The sequence below is a fragment of the Cycloclasticus sp. genome, assembly GCA_040743155.1.
Classification (GTDB): domain Bacteria; phylum Pseudomonadota; class Gammaproteobacteria; order Methylococcales; family Cycloclasticaceae; genus Cycloclasticus.
Window position 1 is genome coordinate 2,151,236 of sequence record JBFLJU010000001.1, and the last position, 19,643, is coordinate 2,170,878.

The following is a 19,643-nucleotide window of genomic DNA, read 5'->3' on the forward strand; positions in this document are numbered from 1 at the left end:
ATTCAACCGCTGTTATAATCGATGTACTTCATAAAACGCCTATATCCATGTCACTTATTAGAATCGCAACCCGCAAAAGCCCGCTGGCACTTTGGCAAGCTGAACACGTTGCCAAGTTACTTAAAGCTTCGCACCCAACGCTCAATATTGAGTTGGTTAAAATGATCACTCAGGGTGACAAAATTCTCGATACGCCTCTGGCAAAAATTGGCGGTAAAGGCCTATTTGTTAAGGAACTTGAGCAAGGCATGTTAAACGGTGATGCAGAAATCGCTGTGCACTCAATGAAAGACGTGCCCGCCCAATTACCTGACGGGCTTGAAATTTCTGCGATTCTTTCACGTGAAGACCCCCGCGACGCATTTGTTTCCAATACGTACTCAACCATCGACGACTTACCACAAGGCGCCATCGTTGGCACATCCAGCCTTAGGCGCCAATGCCAGCTGCTCAGTATGCGACCTGATTTGCAAATTCAATCACTTCGGGGCAACGTTAATACCCGCCTACAAAAACTAGATAATGGTGAATACGACGCCATTATCCTCGCCGCAGCGGGCTTAATTCGTCTCGGTTTTGAATCACGAATAAAAACCGCGCTAGCTGTCGACACCATGCTCTGCGCTATCGGCCAAGGCGCTATTGGTGTTGAATGCCGTGAAGACGATGTTGCAACAAAAGCGCTCATTAAATGCCTGCACGATGACGCAACGGCTACACGCGTTCGCGCCGAACGCGCGATGAATTACACCCTTGAGGGAGGATGTCAAGCGCCCATCGCTGGGCACGCAAGAATTAACGGCGATCTATTAATTTTAGACGGCTTGGTGGCTGAACCAGATGGCAGTGTCATCATTACCGAGCAACTAGAAGGCCCCCTTGAAAAGGCAGAAGAGATGGGCAAAACGGTCGCCAATCGCTTACTCGCGGGTGGCGCTAAGGACATTCTAGATAAACTGTACAACCATGCCGATTAATGAGCAGACCGTTTTAGTTACCCGACCTGCGCCACAAGCAAAACAATTATGCGAGCAATTAACAGCTGAAGGCTTTCTTCCTATTTGTTACCCAACCATCGCCACTCAAGCCGTTGATGAGCCGACTCAAGCGACCACTACCTTACAAGCATGTCATAACAGCGATTACCTAATATTCGTTAGCGCAAACGCCGTGTTACAAGCCAACCTGTTACTTAATAGCCAATGGCCCAAGAACGACGCCAGCGTCGTCGCCATAGGCCCTAAAACGGCTGAGGCACTCAGAAAAATAGATTTACCTGCTACGATCACCGCCGACAAACCCTTTAGTTCAGAGCAATTATTGGAAAAGTTTCCTGACGAGCTGAGCACAAAAAAAGGCCTCATTATAAAAGGTGAAGGTGGGCGAACCTTGTTAGCAGAGCAATTACAACAGCGGGGCATGAGCGTCAGCACAGTTGATGTATACAAACGCGTCCTGCCAAGAAACCATGACTCTAGGCACCTTGAGGTGCCTCACTATATCACCATTACCAGCCAACTCGCGCTAGACAATTTATTTATATTGGCGCGACTAACAGCCAACGAATTAAAACAACACAGTACCTTTGTCGTGTTTAGTCAGCGTATTGCTCATCACGCTAAAAAACTTGGTTGTCAGCATATTATTATCTGCAAAGAGGCCAGTGATTTCGGCTTGATATCGGCCATCACTCACGCTGAAAAACGATAACAATTTTTAAGGCACTTATAAGCCTTCAACGCTATACTAAGAAACATCCCTAACTTACTTTACACACATTAGGTTTATTGTTTGAAGTGACCTAATTGCTATAACTCACGGACATACCTCATGCAAGAGACACCAAAACAAGAAGCCACAGCCACGGATAAAGCCACCTCAAAGCAAGCGCCGGCGAAGACTAAAAAGGCGGTTGCAAAAAAGACTCCTGACACTCAAGCCAAACAAAGAACGGGCGCTGGTGTTGCTTGGCTCGCCGTCATGTTAGTTGTTGTCGCCACTGGCGCAGGGTACCTTGCATTTACTCAGTTAAAACAACGACTGGACCAAGTGTCTAACAGCACTGACTCCGCTAAGAAAAGCACCTCTGAGCTATCTACCGAACTCCAGTCAAACACCATAGGTATTAACACTGAGATAGCTGATTTATCTGAGCAACTCAGCGAGCTACAGCAATCATCTAGCGAAAAAATAGCCTTATTACAAAAACAGGTTGGCAAAAATAGGCGTCAATGGCTCATCGCAGAGGCTGAGTATTTAACCAGTATTGCTAACACCCGCCTGCAATTAGTAGGTGATATTGATACCGCCATTATTGCCTTACAAGCGGCTGATCAGCGCCTTAAAGAAAACGGCGATCCGATGACATTTGCTGTACGCAAGCAACTAGCAAAGGAAATTAATATTCTTAAAGGCACTGAATTACCGGATACCGTTGGTCTTTCGTCTCAGATTCTAGCCCTTGAAGATGCTGTCTCTAACATGGGAATTTCTAAGCCTCACGCGGGAACAGCTCAAGCACCAGAAATCGGTAAGGCCGACCCTTCAGCCATCCCAGAAAACATTCAGGAAACCCTTAACGAAGCGTGGGAAAATTTCAGTAAATTAATTGTTGTGCGTCGACATGACAAACCAATGGCCGCACTAATGACACCCGAGCGTGTTGAACTGATTAGAAAAAACTTGGCGCTGAAGCTTGAGTCTGCACGACTTGCGTTAATCAATCAAAACCAAGCACTTTACACTGCAAGTATCGCCATCTCTATCAAATGGTTAAGTGATTATTTTGATACTAACAAACCGTCTGTAAAAACGGCTATTGAGCAATTGAATGAGCTTAAGAATACCGCCATTAAAGTGGAGCTTCCGTCCATTGCCCTGTCGTTAAAAATGCTCCGTGATTTGCCGCTTTTGACTATAGCGGATCAAATTGAACCGGCGCTATCGACTCAAGCGACCGTTGAAAAAGTCACCACGCCTGCTGTCGAGACCGCTGTCAAAAAGGCTCCGACTGAGGAGCCTGCGACTAAAGAAAAAACGACGACTTCGGTCGATGAATCGATTAAAGCCGAACACTAGGCGCGATTATGAAACTAATTTCTCTGACTATTCTTGCTCTTATAATTGCGACTGGGCTCGCTTACCAAGTTCACTTAGAACCTGGCTACGCTCTATTAACCTACGGCAAGCTATCCATCGAGACATCGCTCGCCGTGCTCATATTTATTACGCTAATTGCCTTCGTCGGGTTTTATATTTCGCTTAGAGCCCTGTTAACGGTTAAACGTACACCGAAAAATATCGGCAAATGGAACCAAAAGCGTAAGCAAATAAGGTCAAAAAAAGAACTCAACAAAGGCCTTATTGACTCTGCGGAAGGTAACTGGCAACGCTCTGAGAAATTACTCGTCAGGCATGCACAACAAAGCGACACACCTCTATTAAATTACCTCAGCGCTGCTCACGCCGCTCAATCGCAAAGTGCTTATGACCGTCGAGATGACTACTTATTTAAAGCTGGGGAAGCATTACCTGATCAACTACACGCCATTCAATTAACGCGAGCCAAACTACAATTGGCTGCCGGACAAGTCGAACAAGCACTCGCTACGCTACAACAACTCCGAACTGCAACCCCCAGTCAGCCCATCGTGTTGACCTTATTGATGAAAGCGCACCTACAGCTAAACGACTGGGAAGCGCTATACAACTTGCTACCAGCGATCAAGAACAACCGCAAAATACCCCGTGAGGAGTGGCAAGCCATTGAGCAAAAGACCTTACTTAAGCTGCTTAACAGCGGTTCAAATTCTAGCCAGCACGATCTTAAATCTATTTGGAAAGTACTGAATAAAAAACAAACGCTCAACCCTAGTTACCTAAATGCTTACGCCTCTCAATTGATTAACACAGGAAAAACTGGGGTAGCAGAAGAGTTGTTGATAAAAGGACTTAACGCACAATTTGACGCATCCTTATTGGCTCTTTACATGCAGCTAGATATAGCAATAAAGAAGAGGATGTTACAACTAGAAAAATGGTTGCGAAAGCAAACGACCACCCCAGAGTTACTCAATGCCATTGCCCAACTTTGTTTGGAACAAAGTCAGTGGAGCAAAGCAAAAGGCTATATAAAAGATAGTCTTGCGCTACAACCGACTAGCCTCGCTTATCTTTTATTGGGGCAAGCCCAAGAGCAGCAGGGCGACTCGGCCGATGACGTTAATGCCAGCTACAAAGCCGGCCTTAAATTAAGCATGAATACAGCAGCACTTAATACAACCACAGCAAGCGTGTCTTAAAACACCTAATCCAACCCTAAGGACGCCCATAGTTCATCGACTTTTTGCTTAACGGATGCCTCCATTACAATCGGCTTACCCCATTCCCGCGTGGTTTCACCTAGCCATTTATTGGTCGCATCAAGCCCCATTTTTGAACCCAGACCCGATACCGGTGACGCAAAATCCAAATAATCGATGGGGGTGTTATCAATGAGCGTCACATCTCGGCTGGGATCTACCCTCGTTGTAATTGCCCAAACTACCGACTCCCAATCACGCACATCAACATCATCGTCGGTCACAATGACAAATTTAGTGTACATAAACTGGCGTAAAAATGACCAAATTCCAAACATAATACGCTTAGCATGACCCGGGTATTGCTTCTTAATGCTCACGATTGCCATCCGATAAGAGCAGCCTTCGGGTGGTAAATAAAAGTCCTGAATTTCTGAAAACTGCTTTTTCAGAATCGGCACAAACACCTCGTTCAACGACACGCCTAAAATCGCAGGCTCATCCGGTGGTTTGCCGGTATATGTTGAATGATAAATAGGTTCTTTGCGGTGCGTTATTCGCTCAATAGTGAAAACGGGAAAGCTTTCAACCTCATTGTAATAGCCCGTATGGTCGCCAAAAGGTCCCTCATCAGCCATCTCATCTGGATATAAGTAGCCCTCCAAAATGATCTCCGCACTGGCCGGAACTTGTAGGTCGTGTGTCAAACATTTAGCTAGCTCTGTTTTAGAACCACGCAACAAACCTGCAAAGGCGTATTCTGATAAAGAATCAGGTACCGGCGTAACCGCCGCTAAGATGGTGGCGGGGTCTGCACCTAGCGCAACCGCTATAGGGAATGGTTCGCCAGGGTGCTCTTCTTGCCATGCTTTAAAATCAAGCGCACCGCCTCGATGAGCCAACCAACGCATAATCACTTTATTACGCCCAATCACCTGTTGGCGATAAATGCCCAAATTCTGGCGCTTTGCTAACGGCCCTTTTGTAATGACCAAGGGCCACGTAATCAGCGGACCCGCATCTTCTGGCCAACAGGTTTGAATAGGCAAGGTGGCTAAATCAACATCATCACCTTCAATGACAATTTGCTGGCACACAGGCTTTTTAACCATCTTTGGCGCCATGTTGAGCACCTGCTTATAAACTGGCAGTTTTTCCCATGCGTCCTTCACACCTGCTGGCGGCTCCGGCTCTTTTAATGCGGCCAACACTTCACCCACTTCGGTTAAGGCGCTAACCTCGTCTTGCCCCATACCTAGGGCGACACGCTTTGGCGTTCCAAATAAATTAGCCAATACTGGCGTCGAATATCCCTTAGGGTTTTCGAATAGTAGCGCAGGGCCTTTTTGTTGCAGAACTCGGTCACAAATCTCTGTCATTTCGAGATAGGGGTCAACTTCCTGAGTGACTCTCTTTAACTCACCCAGTTGTTCCAGTTTTGAGATAAAATCACGTAAATCTTTATATTCCATCTTTACTATAAACTAATCATTTTTATGAGATTATAAAGCAACACTGATACAAAAACTAAGATATGAAATACGACATTACACTGGATGCAAAAGGCCTAAACTGCCCCCTGCCATTATTACGACTTAAACAACTTCTTCAAAAAGCTAACCCCGGTGAGGTGATACAAATGCTTGCCACCGACCCTGCAGCCCACCTTGATATTGGCGTTTTTATTGATAAATCAAATCACGAAATGCTCTTGTTTGAGCGAGATGACGATATTCAATACTTTTACATTAAAATAGCTAACTGACTTTCCTTCTGTTTAATCAAAAGAGTGCTCAAATAAATGGCTCTAGCCAATTAACGACTATTCATCTGTATCGTAATCTAGTTGCGGCTCAAGGAACTTCTCATAGCCTTTCAACATAAACTCCCAATACATGAGGGGCAAACCCGTTGTCTTTGTATACCACATCACCCTTGACTCCTCATTTGGCTTTGCCACCCATGGAAGTGTGGGGGTTACCTTACCTCCGTAAATAAACTCAGCCATCATCACTTTGCCACGAGCCGTAGTTAACGGGCAAGAGCCATAGCCATAATATGTCTCAACCACTGGTTGACCATCCATCAAGTTTTTAATATTTTCGACCACGGTCGGCGCTTGTTTACGTACTGCGGCAGCTGTTTTAGAGTTGGGCGTTGAACACGCATCACCCAAACCGAAAACATTCGGGTATTTAATATGCTGCATGGATTTTTGGTGAACATCCACATATCCGGCTTCATTAGAAACTGCCGAGCCATGAAGGAAAGCAGTTGTTTTTTGGTGTGGCGTCACATGAATCATATCGAAATCAAGCTCTTTGATTTCACCTTTGTTATCCCCATCAACTACTTCAAACGTGGCTTTCTTAGCATCGCCATCAATTTTAACCAGCTTATGCAATAAATCTTTGTGTATACCATACCCGTCTGCCACTTTAACCAGCGCTTTGGCAAAGTAAGGCACACCAAACATGCCCGGACCAGGGTTTGTAAAATGAACATCACACTGATCTAAAATGCCTTTACCACGAAGGTAATCCGCCGCCAAGTACGCAATTTTTTGCGGCGCACCGGGGCACTTAAAAGGTAAAGGCGCTTGTGTAAAGAATGCTTTAGCCCCAGCTTTTAAACCTTGTATGCACTCCCATGTGTATTCAACATAATCCGGCGAATAATTTGAACACACACCATTTTTACCTATCGTTTCTTTAAGACCATCAATCGCCTCCCAATCTAAAACAAGGCCAGGACAAACCACTAAGTACTCGTAGCTGATTTTGTCGCCATTATCTAATTCAACAGAATTGTTTTCTGGGTCTATATGCACCGCCGCTTGTTTTATCCAGCTAACGCCTTTAGGAATTAAACTAGCCGTCGACCGATGCGTTTTTTCAAAGTTGTAACAACCACCGCCTACTAACGTAAAAGCGGGCTGGTAGTAATGCTTTTCGGCAGGATCAACGATGGCGATATCGAGCTGTTTGCCAGCTGCATGACGCTTCAAACTCGCAGCAACAGTAATGCCGGCAGCGCCTGCGCCAATAATGAGTATTTGCTGATGTCTTCCTGACATGATTTATCTCCTCTTTAGTTATATATTAGTATTTTTATACGGCCAACTATACGTCACCGACTATTCGAAAAAAACCTATAACCACCTGTTTCTTAAATCATTTTACCTAAAATAATGACCTTTTATTCTTTTAGGTTATATACATATTCCCAGAACCCATTCAGATTCTAAAGCCTCCGTGCTTTTTTAATTGGCGCTTATCTTGGATCCGCATACCGGCATACACCCCTGCCATCACAGCGATAACAAACAGCAGAGACACTATCAACAAGGATGCAACTCCTTCTTCGCCCACCGTTTTCGCGATTTTTGGCTCAACAAGCCCATCAACGCCAACCTTTACCTCTTCAAGCTGATTCATTTGTTCTTTTAATTGTAGAACCTCATTATTGGCCTTTAGCAAAGCGTCCTGTAACTCCACATTGGGTTGTTGCTCCTCCCTATTGACCTTCGGTAGTTCTACCGGCTGATCTAAAGCAGTCATCCTTTTCTCGGCCTCATCTAACTTCCCTTGCAACTGCCTATATTTACTTTGTAGTGCAAGTAAACGCACCTTAGCTGGCTTTTCTTCAGACAAAAATCGCTTTTCGACCCAACCCGTTTTGCCGTCGACTAATTGCACTTTCACAAAATCTTTTTGCTCACCAATCAATTCAACCGGTGTACCACTCGGTAATAACTGGATCGGCTGTTCGGTCTTATTAGGCGCTGCATACATACCGGCCAATAATTTATCGGTTATGTGCGCGGAATTACCAACAATAGGCCAAAGCATCAGCAGCAAGATAATCCGTTTAAACATATCAGGCAGCAATACCTGAATGTTTTAGCAATGCGTCAATGCTCGGCTTCCTGCCTCTAAACGCTGTAAACAATGCTAAGGCGTCGTCGCTACCTCCTTTTTCTAAAACATTATGCAAAAACGAGCGTCCTGTTTTTTCGTCAAATACACCGTTTTCCTCAAACAATGAAAACGCGTCGCTAGACAACACCTCTGCCCATTTATAGCTGTAATAACCGGCAGCATAACCACCCGCAAAGATATGCGAAAAGCTATTTGGGAAACGATTAAACTCCGGCGTTTTAACCACACTCATTTGCTCTCTTACTTCTTCAAGAATGTCGTAAATTCGCGCACCTTCTGCCTTGTCATATTCCAAATGGATACGAAAATCGAATATTGAGAATTCAATTTGACGAACCATTTGCATGCCGGATTGAAAGTTCTTCGCCGACAACATTTTTTCAAACATATCATCCGGCAGTTTATCACCCGTTTTATAGTGCCCCGAAATTAAGTTCATGACAGCGGGCTGCCAACACCAGTTTTCCATAAATTGACTGGGCAGCTCAACCGCATCCCATTCAACGCCATGAATACCAGATACACTCAAGTAATCCACCTTGGTCAGCATATGGTGCAAACCATGGCCAAACTCATGGAATAAGGTTTCAACCTCGCCGTGCGTTAACAACGCAGGGTCGTCACCGATGGGCGGTGTGAAATTGCAGGTTAAGTAGGCCACCGGCGATTGCACGCCATCGTCTTTTTTGAAGCGCGTTACGCACTCATCCATCCACGCACCAGCGCGTTTATGTGGCCGCGCATACAAATCAATATAAAAACGGCCCCGTTGAACGCCCAGTTCATCGGTAATGGCAAAAAACTGAACGTCTTTATGCCATTTATCAACGCCGTCAATTTCAGCAATTTTAATGCCGTAAAGCCGCTCCACTACCTCGAACATACCCGATAAGACACGATTCGCTGGAAAGTAAGGTTTCACTTGTTCTTGAGAAAACTGATAGCGTTCTTCTCGTAATTTTTCTGAATAATAGGCCGTATCCCACGATTCAAGGTCAGCCTCATGCCCCTTTTCCTTCGCAAAGGCGCTTAACTCTGCAAAATCTTGTTTCGCCATTGGCAAAGATTTGCTCGCCAATTGGCTTAGAAATTCCAATACATCCGTCGGCGTTTCTGCCATTTTTGTTGCCAGCGATAAATCAGCGTAGCTTTCGAAACCTAATAGCTGTGCTTTTTCATGCCGTAAGCCAACAATATCGTCCATTGTCTTGGTATTATCCCAAGCCTTGTCGCCGTCACTTTGATCAGACGCTCTAGTTACAAAAGCACGGTGTATTTCATAGCGTAAATCACGGCTATCTGCATACGTCATTAGCGCCATATAGCACGGAAACTCCAACGTCAGCATCCAGCCTTCTTTATCTTTTTGCTGAGCCGTTTGCCGCAACAAATCCATGCTTGATTCTGGCAAGCCAGATAACTCGCTTTCATCCAAAATAAGCTTGCTCCAGGCGTTCGTCGAATCCATCAAATTTTCTTCAAACTGATTGGTTAAGGACGATAACTCCTGAGAAATTTCCATATATCGTTGTTTTTCATCATCCGCTAGCGCTACACCAGATAATTTGAAGTCACGTAATGCGTTATCTATGATCTTTTTCTGCGCTGTATCAAGGCGCGCATATTCGCCGCCCTCTTTAATTGAGCGATAAGCTAAGTACAGCGTTTTGTTTTGCCCAATCTCTGTTGAATACTCACTGAGCTTTGGCAGACAGTTTGAATAGGCTTCACGCCAGGCATCATTATTCATAACCGAATTCAGGTGGCTTATTGGTGACCAGATTCGACTTAACCTATCGTCCACTTGCTCCATGGGGTAAACCAAGTTTTCCCAAGAATAATCTGCTTCATTTTCAAGCAGCTCTTTTATCGTTCGTCGTCCTTCGTCCAGCAATTGATCGATTGCTGGTTCAATATGTGTCGCCTTAATCGCCGAAAAAGGAGGTAATAAAAAGTCTTCTAATAATGGGTTGCTCATACCGATACGTGTGTGAATTCAAAGCGTGCATCTTCTCACGCTTCACTCCCTCTATCCAAGCTCAGCGCTAATTAAAGTCATATAGCACACTTCCTTAGTATTAACCCTGCGACAATTTGTCGCATTCCAAAGTTTAAACAACTCCTCTATCATCCGCTGCCACCCTCGAGCATTTGAAAATAAAAACATGCAAAAACACATCATCGGCCTTTGCCTTTTAAGCTGTACAACGGCCTATGCTAATTCGGACATCCCTAGTCTCACTGTCACCAGCGACGTTTTATTTCGTGACACGACCGTTGTCAGCCCAACGGCTCGCATTACCGCTGAAGATGCTAAAGCCATTAACGCAACAACAACTGAAGACATTATTTCTCATGAACCCAACTTAGTTATTCGCAAACGCTATATTGGAGATTCAAATGGCACCATCGGAATTCGTAGCTCTAATATGTTTCAAACCACCAGAACATCCGTATATGCTGATGGCTTGCCGCTGCATTATTTCCTCCAAACCAGTTACTCTGGTTCGCCTCGGTGGTCTTTAGTTGGCCCAGACGAAGTCGAAAGTGCCGAAATTATTTATGGTCCTTTTTCTGCTGAGTACGGCGGGAGCTCCATGGGTGGCGTTGTCAATATTAAAACACGCGACCCTAAGCTACGCCGCGTTGTCTTACAAGGTACCCTGTTCAGTCAGGACTACGACACACTTCAAACAGACAAAAACTTTAATGGTGGGAAATTCTTCGGTTCTTTCGAAGATAAAATTGGCAACCTCGGTCTATTTCTTTCTTTCACCCACCTAGAGAATGACAGCCAACCACAGACGCAATTTGCAGCCGCAGCGTCAGGTGCTGGCGGCACTATCGTTAGTGGAACAGAGGCGGGTGCTGAAGAACATGGTAACGATGTTACCTACTATGGCGATTCAGGTGCAACCCACACCACAACCGACTTGCTTAAAATCAAAATGAATTACGATGTGGGTGATTACCAATTGCGCGGTAGCATCGCCTATGAAGATAGAAAGAATGAAACCGATGATGTAAACAATTACCTTCGAGATGCTACTGGCAACCGCGTTTGGGATGACAATGTAACGACTACCGATGGCACGCATTTTGAAACCAGCAGTTATGGCGCGAGCGTCTTTCAAGAACGCGTCCAAGATCGAGAAAGTCTACTATTAGGAATTGGTATAACAGGCCCTATGGGCGCTGACAGTGATTGGGTATTTGATATTTACGCCACCAACTTTGATATCTTAAAAGATGAAGAAGAACGAACTGGCCGAAACCCGGCTGATCCTGCGTATGTTGCAGCAAACACTGCCTTCGGTGGTCGTTTAACTGAATATGACGATACTGGTTGGCAAACGTTAGACTTTAAGGCAGGCACCGAATCCCTAGGCAGCGATGACAATCAACGCTTATCCGTTGGCTATAACTACAGTAAGTATGAACTGGAAATAAACCCATTTAGATACGACTCCATCACAAACACAAAAGGCAACACACGTGGCGCAAGTGGTGGCGAAACGTTCACACACTCTGTCTTTGCGCAGTGGGGCTGGTTAATTGACCCTAAATGGGATGTCTCTGTCGGCCTTCGTTACGATGATTGGCGCGGAGAAAATGGTTTCTTTGATGACAATGCTGACGGAATTATTGCTGGGGCGGAAAAACACAATGACAGGCATGAAAAGGGGTTTTCTCCAAAATTCTCTCTGGCCCATTTCTTAACGAACAGAACAACATTACGGTACTCAATCGCTCGTGCGCTGCGCTTTCCGATAACAGAAGAACTTTACCAAAATGTAAACGAAGCCCTCCAAGTATCAATAGCCGACGCAAACTTAGAACCAGAAGACGGCATATTTCAAAACATTATGTTAGAGCACAAGCTTCACGATGGTCTCGTTCGTTTCAACCTATTCTATGACGACGTTGATGATGTTATTTTTAGTCAAAACGTTACCGTTAACGGCTCAACCTTGCGCACATTCCTACCGATTAGCACCGTGAAAACAAAGGGCGCTGAATTCGTTTATAACCAAAACAACATCATGGGTTCAAAATTTGATAGCCGCTTCAATGTTAGTTATACAGATGCTGAGATTACTAAAAACTCGCTCGACCCAAGCATCGAGGGTAATACATTTCCAAGGCTAGCAAACTGGCGTGCTAATTTATTAGTGGGTTACCCGCTAACTGAAAAGTTAGCTGCTCATGCAGGCATCCGATATGCCAGCAACAGTTATGGTGACCTAGACAATAGCGACGCAGAGGGCAACGTCTTTGGCGCACAAGATGAATATGTTTTTGTAAATACCAAGCTGAACTGGCAAGCATCAAAAACCACCCAATTTAGCATCGGCGTTGACAATATCTTCAACGAAGAAGCCTATGTGCATCACCCATGGCCATCAAGAACTTTCTTTCTAGAAGGTAAATTAACGCTATAGCGTCTCACTTATGACAAAGAACTTACCTCTTTTTTTAATCAGGGCTAGCTTACTGGCTCTGATCTTTTTTCAATCTGCAGCTTTCTCAGAAGATAAAAATACCCTTAAAGCAGCGCTTGACTGGAAAACGCCAACATCAACCTTTGGGGCTGATGGCCGATTATGGGTTGCTTATGTTCAAAATAAATCTGTTTTCGTTACCTCTTCTAACGATTTAGGAAAATCATTCAACGCGCCTATTTTAGTCAACCTTACGCCTCAAGATATTTATACTAACGGTGAAAACCGCCCCAAAATAGCGGTTAGTAAGGAAGGCAATATTTATCTGTCTTGGACAGAGAAAACGAAGGGACGCTTTAACGGCGACATTCACTTTGCTCGATCAATCAACGGCGGAAAAAGCTTCGAGAAGGACATCGTCATCAATGATGATGGGCAAAATATTGGTCACCGTTTCGATAGCTTATTACTCACTCCTTCAGGAGACATCTACTTAGCTTGGTTAGATAAACGTTTATCGGTCAAAGCAAAAGAAATGGGCTTGCCGTATAAAGGAATTTCCCTTTATTACACCCGCTCTACCGATTATGGAAAAACATTTTCTAATAACCTACTAGCGGCAGAGCACACGTGCGAATGTTGCCGTATCGCCATTTCGCCTAGCGGTGAAGACAACGCGGCCATCATGTGGCGGCATATTTTCACAGGCGGTCTACGCGACCATGCCATCAGCTTACTTGAACATGGCAAGGCGCCCACTGTTCACAGAGCGACTATTGATCAATGGAAAACCGATGCCTGCCCTCACCATGGGCCAAGCCTTTCTCCTATTACACCTGACAGTTATCACATGGCGTGGTTTAGCCACGGTGCACTACACAAGGGTCTATACTACGCACGCTATGATCTAACAACGCAAACTTCTAGCCAGCCTCGGCTCATCGACCCTTCACCCAGTGCCAGCCACCCGTTCGTCAAACAATTTGCTGGCACCACATGGCTTGTTTGGAAGTCATTCATTCAAGGCCGCACCCAACTACATGCGCAGTATTCGCTGGACCAAGGCCAACACTGGACACAGCCCATCACCATCGCCAGTAGCGCCAATGATTCAGACCACCCATTCATTATTAATAACAATAATGTAGCCTATGCATCGTGGTTTACTACCGCCGAAGGTTTGCGCTTAATCCCTTTAAAGAAACAGGAAAGCCCTTGAAGTCACTTCTCACCCTGTTAGTTTTACTCTGTTCAAGCGCCATATACGCAGAGCCCACTACGCTTAGGTCATTCGACAGCGGTAGTCTAAAAAAAATAACTCATCAGTATTCAGGAAAACCCTTCTTACTGGTGCTCTGGTCTATAGATTGCCCCGCCTGCTATGACGAGTTAGCCTTATTATCGCCTTGGCTTAAGAAGCATTCCGACGTTAACCTAGTTTTGGTTTCAACCGACCCTAAAAACCAACAAGGCGAAGTAAGACAAGTCATTAATGAATACCAGTTAAGCCATCGTGAAAACTGGATTTTTGGCTCCCAGGCTCACGCACTTCTGCGCCAATCAATCGACCCCAATTGGTACGGCGAATTACCTAGAAGTTATTTATTTGATCCGCAGCATAAGTCCTACGCGCATAGTGGTATCTTATCAAACCCAACTCTTGAAAAGATTGCAGGCATTTTCTATACACCTGCCCAATGAGAAATTATTTAAAAACGCACATTAAATAAGCAAAGCGCAGCTGCGCCAAGAGCAAAGAAGAGAAACAATGAGGCATAGGACTTATATTGGAAATTTCTAGTTAACTCAGCCTCATCTTGGGTTGAAATTAAAAAGGGCTTACGGCTATCAGACGGCTTTTCGATAACATTATCAATACGTGCCTGCGTCTGTTTAACCGACGCTTCAGTTAATTGGCTTTTAGCAATTAAAACCGCTTTCTCCCACTCATCCGAATCAATATTGCCATCTCGGTTTTCATCAAAGCGATTTAATAATGCCTGCGGGTCTCTTTTCCAACTACTTAAGATAGCCGCCAACGATTCATTCTCGGATGGCAACTCCACTTCTGTGAACGACTTAAAATCACCCAAAACATACAAGCCATCCCCTTCGTGAATACGCTTTTCGCTATAACGGTAACGTCTGCCAATAGCGAATGCTCTAGAGCTAAAGCCCCTAGGCCCTGCGCTGGGGTAAGGCGTGCTGCCGTACCATGAGTCAGAGACCGAATGAACGACCTCTGCATCATCTGGGTCAACAATCGCCTTACCTGTTCGACCCTGTAAGGCGAAAACACCATCGCTAACACCCGATTCATACAAATGCCAACTAGTGCGACTACGCCCACGCACATAATGCGACTGCTTTTCTTCGACCTTATATTGATACCACACGCAATGAAGCTTAGTCAGCGGCGCAATAATAGGCTCGCCGGGTAGCATTTTTGCTGAGCCTTCAAACTCGTTATAGCCTTGCGCGGCCGATCGTATTAAGGATGTTGGCGTGTCTTGCATAATGCGATAACGCCATAAAAAACGAAAATAAAAATACAGACTAGCCATTGCCGCAAGACAAGCACCAATAAAATATAGCCAAAATTCGTCGTTTGATAAGCGCTGAATGGCGTACGCCAAATCATTCATCATTCAAATAGTTTTTTGACGCTGACATCGGCGATTTCTGATTCTTCAAACTCCAGTAAATCAAATGGGTTGAAATTGAAAAACTTGGCTATCAACACATCGGGAAACTGTTCAATACGCACATTATTTAAATTCACGCTTTCGTTATAAAACTCGCGCCGATCCGCTATATTATTTTCCAGTTGGCTAATGCGCTTTTGCAATTCTTTAAACGAGTCATTGGCTTTTAAATCGGGGTAGGCTTCTGCCACGGCAAATAAATTCATCAGCCCTTGCCGCATTTGTGTTTCCGCCTGACCCAGCGCCGCCATATCTGACTTGCCTAAGGCGCTTGAAACACCTGAACGTGCCAGCATCACTTTTTCAAGCGTACCTTGCTCGTGCTTCATGTATTGCTTACAGGTTTCCACCAATTTTGGCAGCTCGTCATGCCGCTGTTTTAGCAACACGTCAATGTTTGACCAGGCCTTCGAAACGCTGTGTTTTAAACTCACTAAACTGTTGTAAAGCGCTATCCCATAGCCTGCCAAGACAACGATGACTGCCAACGTGACAAATCCTGATACACTCATGTTTTTCTCCATTTAAAATTTCTCGATAAAGTATAGAACAGGACCCCACTTATGCACGTTAAATCTTTTGACTCTAAAACTCCGTCAGTTCATGAGACTGTTTTCATCCACGAAACTGCCGTGGTCATTGGCGATGTCGCTCTCGCTGAAGATGTTTCTATTTGGCCGTTAGCGATCGTTCGTGGCGATATACACCGTATTCAGATTGGCGCGCGTTCTAATGTGCAAGACGGTAGCGTGTTACACGTGACCCACGCCAGTGATTTTAACCCTGGAGGGTATCCGTTAACGATTGGAACAGATGTAACGGTTGGCCATAACGTGACCTTACATGGCTGCACGATAGGCAATCATTGCTTGATTGGTATGGGCGCTATTGTGATGGATGGTGCAGTTGTTAATGACGGGGTGATGATTGGCGCTGGCAGCCTTGTCCCTCCAGGAAAGGTATTGGAAAGCGGCTACCTGTACGTTGGCTCACCGGTTAAAAAAACTCGCCCAGTTAATGAAAAAGAGGCGCAGTTCCTAAGTTATTCACCAAAAAACTATGTCCGATTGAAAAACAAATACCTCGTTGACAGGGCTTAATTCCTTAAGCTCGCCCTAAGCACCTTTGTTTCGGGCATCACACCTCGCCATAAATTAAACGCGTGAGCTGCTTGTTCTACCAACATACCTAATCCGTCTACGGATAATATGGCACCCTCTTGTGCGCCCCATTTAACAAACGCCGTTGGTTCTTGGCTATACGCAAGATCATAGCAGACCCCTCTTGAAGCCAGCAGTCCATCTGCCAAAGGCGGAAGATCAGCTGTCAAACTGGCAGAGGTTGCGTTAATAATTAAATCGAACTGCTTACCAGCTAAGTCTTCAAAACTTGATGCATGGATAGGTCCTACAGAAGAAAATAACGCTTCCAGCGCTTGCGCCTTCGAAACCGTCCGATTAGCCAGCCAAAGTTCCAATGGCTTTGCGCCAAGTAAAGGCCCTAAAATTCCACGTGACGCCCCACCAGCCCCTAGCACGAGGATTCTTTTACCGCCTAACTGCAAGCCCAAGTTTTCACACAAATCGGTCAACAAACCTACGCCGTCTGTATTGTCGCCCAACAAAGAACCATCATTCATCAGCTTTATCGTATTAACAGCGCCGCTGAACTTTGCTCGCTCCGTTAGTTTATCCACTTTCTCAAACGCCAGCTCTTTCAGTGGAACCGTACAATTTATACCTTTTCCACCCGCGCTAAAAAACTCTGCCAACGTTTCATCAAACACCTCCGGTCTCACCTCTACCGCGTCGTAACTCAGCTGTTGCTCAGTTTGCTCTGCAAACTGCTGGTGGATGACAGGCGACTTACTATGCCCAATCGGAAAACCAAATACCGCATAACGATCTATCATTATTTTTCTTCTCTTAACCAGCGCGCAACGTCTTTTGCAAAATACGTTAAAACACCGTCCGCACCGGCTCGCTTAAACGCCAGCAATGATTCTAAAACGGTTGCTTTTTCATCCAGCCAGCCATTTTGCGCCGCTGCCTTTAACATCGCATATTCACCACTGACTTGATACGCAAACACAGGGATATCAAATTCGTCGCTAACGCGTCTAACAATGTCTAAATAGGGCATACCCGGCTTCACCATCACCATGTCCGCACCTTCTTCGATATCTAAGCCCACTTCGACTAAGGCCTCATCGGTGTTAGCACAATCCATTTGGTAGCTATATTTATTCCCTGAACCCAGCTGCGCCGCAGAGCCAACCGCATCTCTAAATGGCCCATAAAAACTAGAGGCATACTTTGCCGAATAAGCCAGTATTTTAGTATTGGTATAACCCGCCACTTCCAATGCCTCACGTATTGCGCCCACTCGGCCATCCATCATGTCCGACGGTGCGACAATATCTGCGCCTGCTTCTGCATGGGATAGCGCCTGTTTCACCAGCACCTCAACTGTCTCATCATTTAACACATAGCCGTTTTGATCAATCAAACCATCTTGGCCATGGGTGGTGAACGGATCTAAGGCAACATCGGTAATCACGCCGAGTTCTGGCAATGCTTCTTTCAATGCGCGAACGGCTCTTTGCGCTAAGCCCTGCGGGTTCCATGCCTCATCCGCCAATTCTGTTTTAGAGTCTGCCGACGTTACCGGGAATAGTGCGATCGCAGGCACACCCAGCTCAAAAACTTCTTTTGCTTCTTGTATCAGCAAGTCGATACTAAGCCTTTCAACATCAGGCATTGAATCAATCTGTTGGCGTTGTTTTTCACCCTCGATAATAAACACTGGGTAAATCAAATCATCCGCAGTCAATTGAGTTTCTCGCATCAACCGACGACTAAACTCATCCGATCGCATTCGTCGCTGTCTAGTAGCAAGAATTGCATTTGTTTTGTTGATCTTCATTTCGCCCACCATTTCAAGCTATAATTATTCGTTGCTATTCTAACGACTTAGTTAGCCATTCGCTCTAGAATTATTAATTTGGGCGGCTATACTCATTCAAAGAAGGCATCAGGCACGGTTAAATATTAAACAACTATGAAAATTTTATTAAGCATTTTAATCTTCTGCTTTTCAACAACCATTGCTATCGCTTCTAGCAGCAGTGTTTATGAGAAAGCAGGGGATATGACCTTAGATGACGCCTTTGATTCTGTTTATCAAGAGCTAGAACAGCGTAACTTTTATGTTGTTTTTACAGCCAATATTGGTGAAAATATTTCTCGATTTAAAGAAAAATGGGCTGCAAACTACAATAAAAACAAATTAGGTGGCATTCGCAGTATGGTGTTTTGCAATGCTTGGTATGCAAACAAAGTGAGCAATGAAGATCCAACGATGCTGGCTTTGTGCCCCTTGCGTCTAACAGTCATCGAGCGTTCAGGTAAAACGCATATATTATTTGTTAAACCCAGCTTTGTTGGACAAAATAGTCCAGCACTACCGGTCTTACAAGAGATAGAAAATACGGTTATCGAAGCGATTGACGCTGCAATGGAAAAAGCCTCGGGGCGGTCATCCTTCAATGAACAACTACAAAAATAAAAAAACAGGATATTGAGTAATGAATAAAATAAAAGGATTTTTAATCGTTGGGCTATTAGCCCTCCTATCAGGCACAGCTTTTTCCGCAACGGCAAACGACTTGAACGCCCCCCAAAAGGTCATCCAAGATACCTCAGACTTGCTATACAGCATCATTCAGAAAGACAAGAAAAGACTTGATGATCGTGACTATATTTTTCAGCTCGTTAACGAAGTTCTTGAGCCCCGCGTAGATTTAGAAAAGATATCTAGACTCGTCTTAGGTAAATATTGGCGCAAAGCAAGCGATCAGCAAAAGCATCAATTTCAAAAAGAATTCAAAGGCTTATTGGTAAACACCTACGCCACCGCTTTCAAAGAATTTGACGTATGGACCGTACACTTTTTGCCGATGAAACTCGATTCAACGAAGAAAAGAGTATCTGTTAAAACGGAAATCATTCAACCTTCACGGCCACCGGTTGCCGTTAATTACCGCATGGCCATCAATAAAGAAGGCGAATGGAAGGCCTACGACGTCATCATCGAAGGCATCAGCATGGTCACTAACTACAAAGCCAGCTTTGCCAAAACCATTAAAAGGGCCGGTGGCTTAGATAAGGTTATTCAGCAGTTAGCAGAAAAAAACAAGCAATCAGAAGCGTCCAGTCAACTTGCTCAAGATGAAACTGACAATAAATCTTAGTT

At 44.8% G+C, this 19,643-nt stretch carries 19 protein-coding genes; 11 read left to right on the forward strand and 8 right to left on the reverse strand.

The genetic code is table 11. The features are described 5' to 3' along the window. Positions 1–47 precede the first annotated feature (47 nt). The 4 genes from hemC (at position 48) to AB1Y31_10345 (ending at position 4,301) form a co-directional block, all read left to right on the forward strand. Complete coding sequence (hemC, locus tag AB1Y31_10330; GenBank protein MEW4983570.1) at positions 48–977, forward strand: hydroxymethylbilane synthase; 930 nt, start codon at positions 48–50, stop codon at positions 975–977. Then, positions 967–1,710: a uroporphyrinogen-III synthase gene (locus AB1Y31_10335; protein MEW4983571.1), complete on the forward strand. Its 744-nt coding sequence runs from the start codon at positions 967–969 to the stop codon at positions 1,708–1,710. The genes hemC and AB1Y31_10335 overlap by 11 nt, the downstream gene beginning before the upstream one ends. A gap of 120 nt (positions 1,711–1,830) precedes the next feature. After that, positions 1,831–3,078, forward strand: coding sequence for a uroporphyrinogen-III C-methyltransferase (locus AB1Y31_10340; protein MEW4983572.1), 1,248 nt, complete (start codon positions 1,831–1,833; stop codon positions 3,076–3,078). 8 nt (positions 3,079–3,086) lie between these two features. Further along, complete coding sequence (locus tag AB1Y31_10345; GenBank protein ID MEW4983573.1) at positions 3,087–4,301, forward strand: heme biosynthesis HemY N-terminal domain-containing protein; 1,215 nt, start codon at positions 3,087–3,089, stop codon at positions 4,299–4,301. A 5-nt stretch (positions 4,302–4,306) separates the two neighbouring features. On the opposite strand, the gene ubiD is transcribed toward AB1Y31_10345, so the two are convergent. Beyond that, positions 4,307–5,773, reverse strand: a complete 1,467-nt coding sequence (ubiD, locus tag AB1Y31_10350) for a 4-hydroxy-3-polyprenylbenzoate decarboxylase (GenBank protein MEW4983574.1) — start codon at positions 5,771–5,773, stop codon at positions 4,307–4,309. A gap of 62 nt (positions 5,774–5,835) precedes the next feature. Between ubiD and AB1Y31_10355 the strand changes: the two genes are divergently transcribed. Beyond that, a complete protein-coding gene (locus AB1Y31_10355) occupies positions 5,836–6,066 on the forward strand; it encodes a sulfurtransferase TusA family protein (GenBank protein ID MEW4983575.1) in 231 nt (76 codons plus the stop codon). Between the two features lie 57 nt (positions 6,067–6,123). Here AB1Y31_10355 and AB1Y31_10360 read toward each other — a convergent pair whose 3' ends face one another. The 3 genes from AB1Y31_10360 to prlC form a co-directional block, all read right to left on the reverse strand. Next, positions 6,124–7,377, reverse strand: a complete 1,254-nt coding sequence (locus AB1Y31_10360; GenBank protein ID MEW4983576.1) for an FAD/NAD(P)-binding oxidoreductase — start codon at positions 7,375–7,377, stop codon at positions 6,124–6,126. Positions 7,378–7,537: 160 nt separating this feature from the next. Continuing rightward, a complete protein-coding gene (locus AB1Y31_10365; protein MEW4983577.1) occupies positions 7,538–8,179 on the reverse strand; it encodes a TIGR04211 family SH3 domain-containing protein in 642 nt (213 codons plus the stop codon). 1 nt (position 8,180) lies between these two features. Further along, positions 8,181–10,220 (reverse strand): oligopeptidase A, encoded by a 2,040-nt coding sequence (gene prlC / locus AB1Y31_10370; GenBank protein MEW4983578.1) that lies wholly within the window; start codon positions 10,218–10,220, stop codon positions 8,181–8,183. 187 nt (positions 10,221–10,407) lie between these two features. Here prlC and AB1Y31_10375 point away from each other — a divergent pair, with 187 nt between their 5' ends. From AB1Y31_10375 to AB1Y31_10385, 3 genes are read left to right on the forward strand one after another with little or no spacing between them, the layout of a single operon-like run. Further along, entirely contained in the window at positions 10,408–12,684 is a 2,277-nt protein-coding gene (locus AB1Y31_10375; protein MEW4983579.1) for a TonB-dependent receptor, read from the forward strand. Between the two features lie 10 nt (positions 12,685–12,694). Next, complete coding sequence (locus AB1Y31_10380) at positions 12,695–13,903, forward strand: sialidase family protein (GenBank protein ID MEW4983580.1); 1,209 nt, start codon at positions 12,695–12,697, stop codon at positions 13,901–13,903. After that, a complete protein-coding gene (locus tag AB1Y31_10385; GenBank protein ID MEW4983581.1) occupies positions 13,900–14,385 on the forward strand; it encodes a hypothetical protein in 486 nt (161 codons plus the stop codon). The genes AB1Y31_10380 and AB1Y31_10385 overlap by 4 nt, the downstream gene beginning before the upstream one ends. A gap of 8 nt (positions 14,386–14,393) precedes the next feature. Here AB1Y31_10385 and AB1Y31_10390 read toward each other — a convergent pair whose 3' ends face one another. Beyond that, the gene (locus tag AB1Y31_10390) at positions 14,394–15,332 is read right to left on the reverse strand and encodes a GIDE domain-containing protein (protein MEW4983582.1); all 939 of its coding nucleotides are present in this window, start codon (positions 15,330–15,332) and stop codon (positions 14,394–14,396) included. Next, on the reverse strand, positions 15,329–15,901 hold the full coding sequence (locus tag AB1Y31_10395) for a LemA family protein (GenBank protein MEW4983583.1): 573 nt from the start codon (positions 15,899–15,901) through the stop codon (positions 15,329–15,331). The genes AB1Y31_10390 and AB1Y31_10395 overlap by 4 nt, the downstream gene beginning before the upstream one ends. 51 nt (positions 15,902–15,952) lie before the next feature. On the opposite strand from AB1Y31_10395, the gene AB1Y31_10400 reads away from it, so the two are divergent. Continuing rightward, entirely contained in the window at positions 15,953–16,489 is a 537-nt protein-coding gene (locus AB1Y31_10400) for a gamma carbonic anhydrase family protein (GenBank protein ID MEW4983584.1), read from the forward strand. On the opposite strand, the gene aroE is transcribed toward AB1Y31_10400, so the two are convergent. Further along, positions 16,486–17,301 (reverse strand): shikimate dehydrogenase, encoded by an 816-nt coding sequence (aroE, locus tag AB1Y31_10405; GenBank protein MEW4983585.1) that lies wholly within the window; start codon positions 17,299–17,301, stop codon positions 16,486–16,488. The two genes, AB1Y31_10400 and aroE, sit on opposite strands and share 4 nt — an antisense overlap. After that, positions 17,301–18,314, reverse strand: a complete 1,014-nt coding sequence (hemB, locus tag AB1Y31_10410) for a porphobilinogen synthase (protein MEW4983586.1) — start codon at positions 18,312–18,314, stop codon at positions 17,301–17,303. The genes aroE and hemB overlap by 1 nt, the downstream gene beginning before the upstream one ends. Positions 18,315–18,449: 135 nt before the next feature. Here hemB and AB1Y31_10415 point away from each other — a divergent pair, with 135 nt between their 5' ends. Beyond that, complete coding sequence (locus AB1Y31_10415; GenBank protein MEW4983587.1) at positions 18,450–18,956, forward strand: DUF302 domain-containing protein; 507 nt, start codon at positions 18,450–18,452, stop codon at positions 18,954–18,956. Between the two features lie 19 nt (positions 18,957–18,975). Continuing rightward, positions 18,976–19,641, forward strand: a complete 666-nt coding sequence (locus tag AB1Y31_10420) for an ABC transporter substrate-binding protein (GenBank protein ID MEW4983588.1) — start codon at positions 18,976–18,978, stop codon at positions 19,639–19,641. The last annotated feature ends 2 nt before the right edge of the window (positions 19,642–19,643 follow it).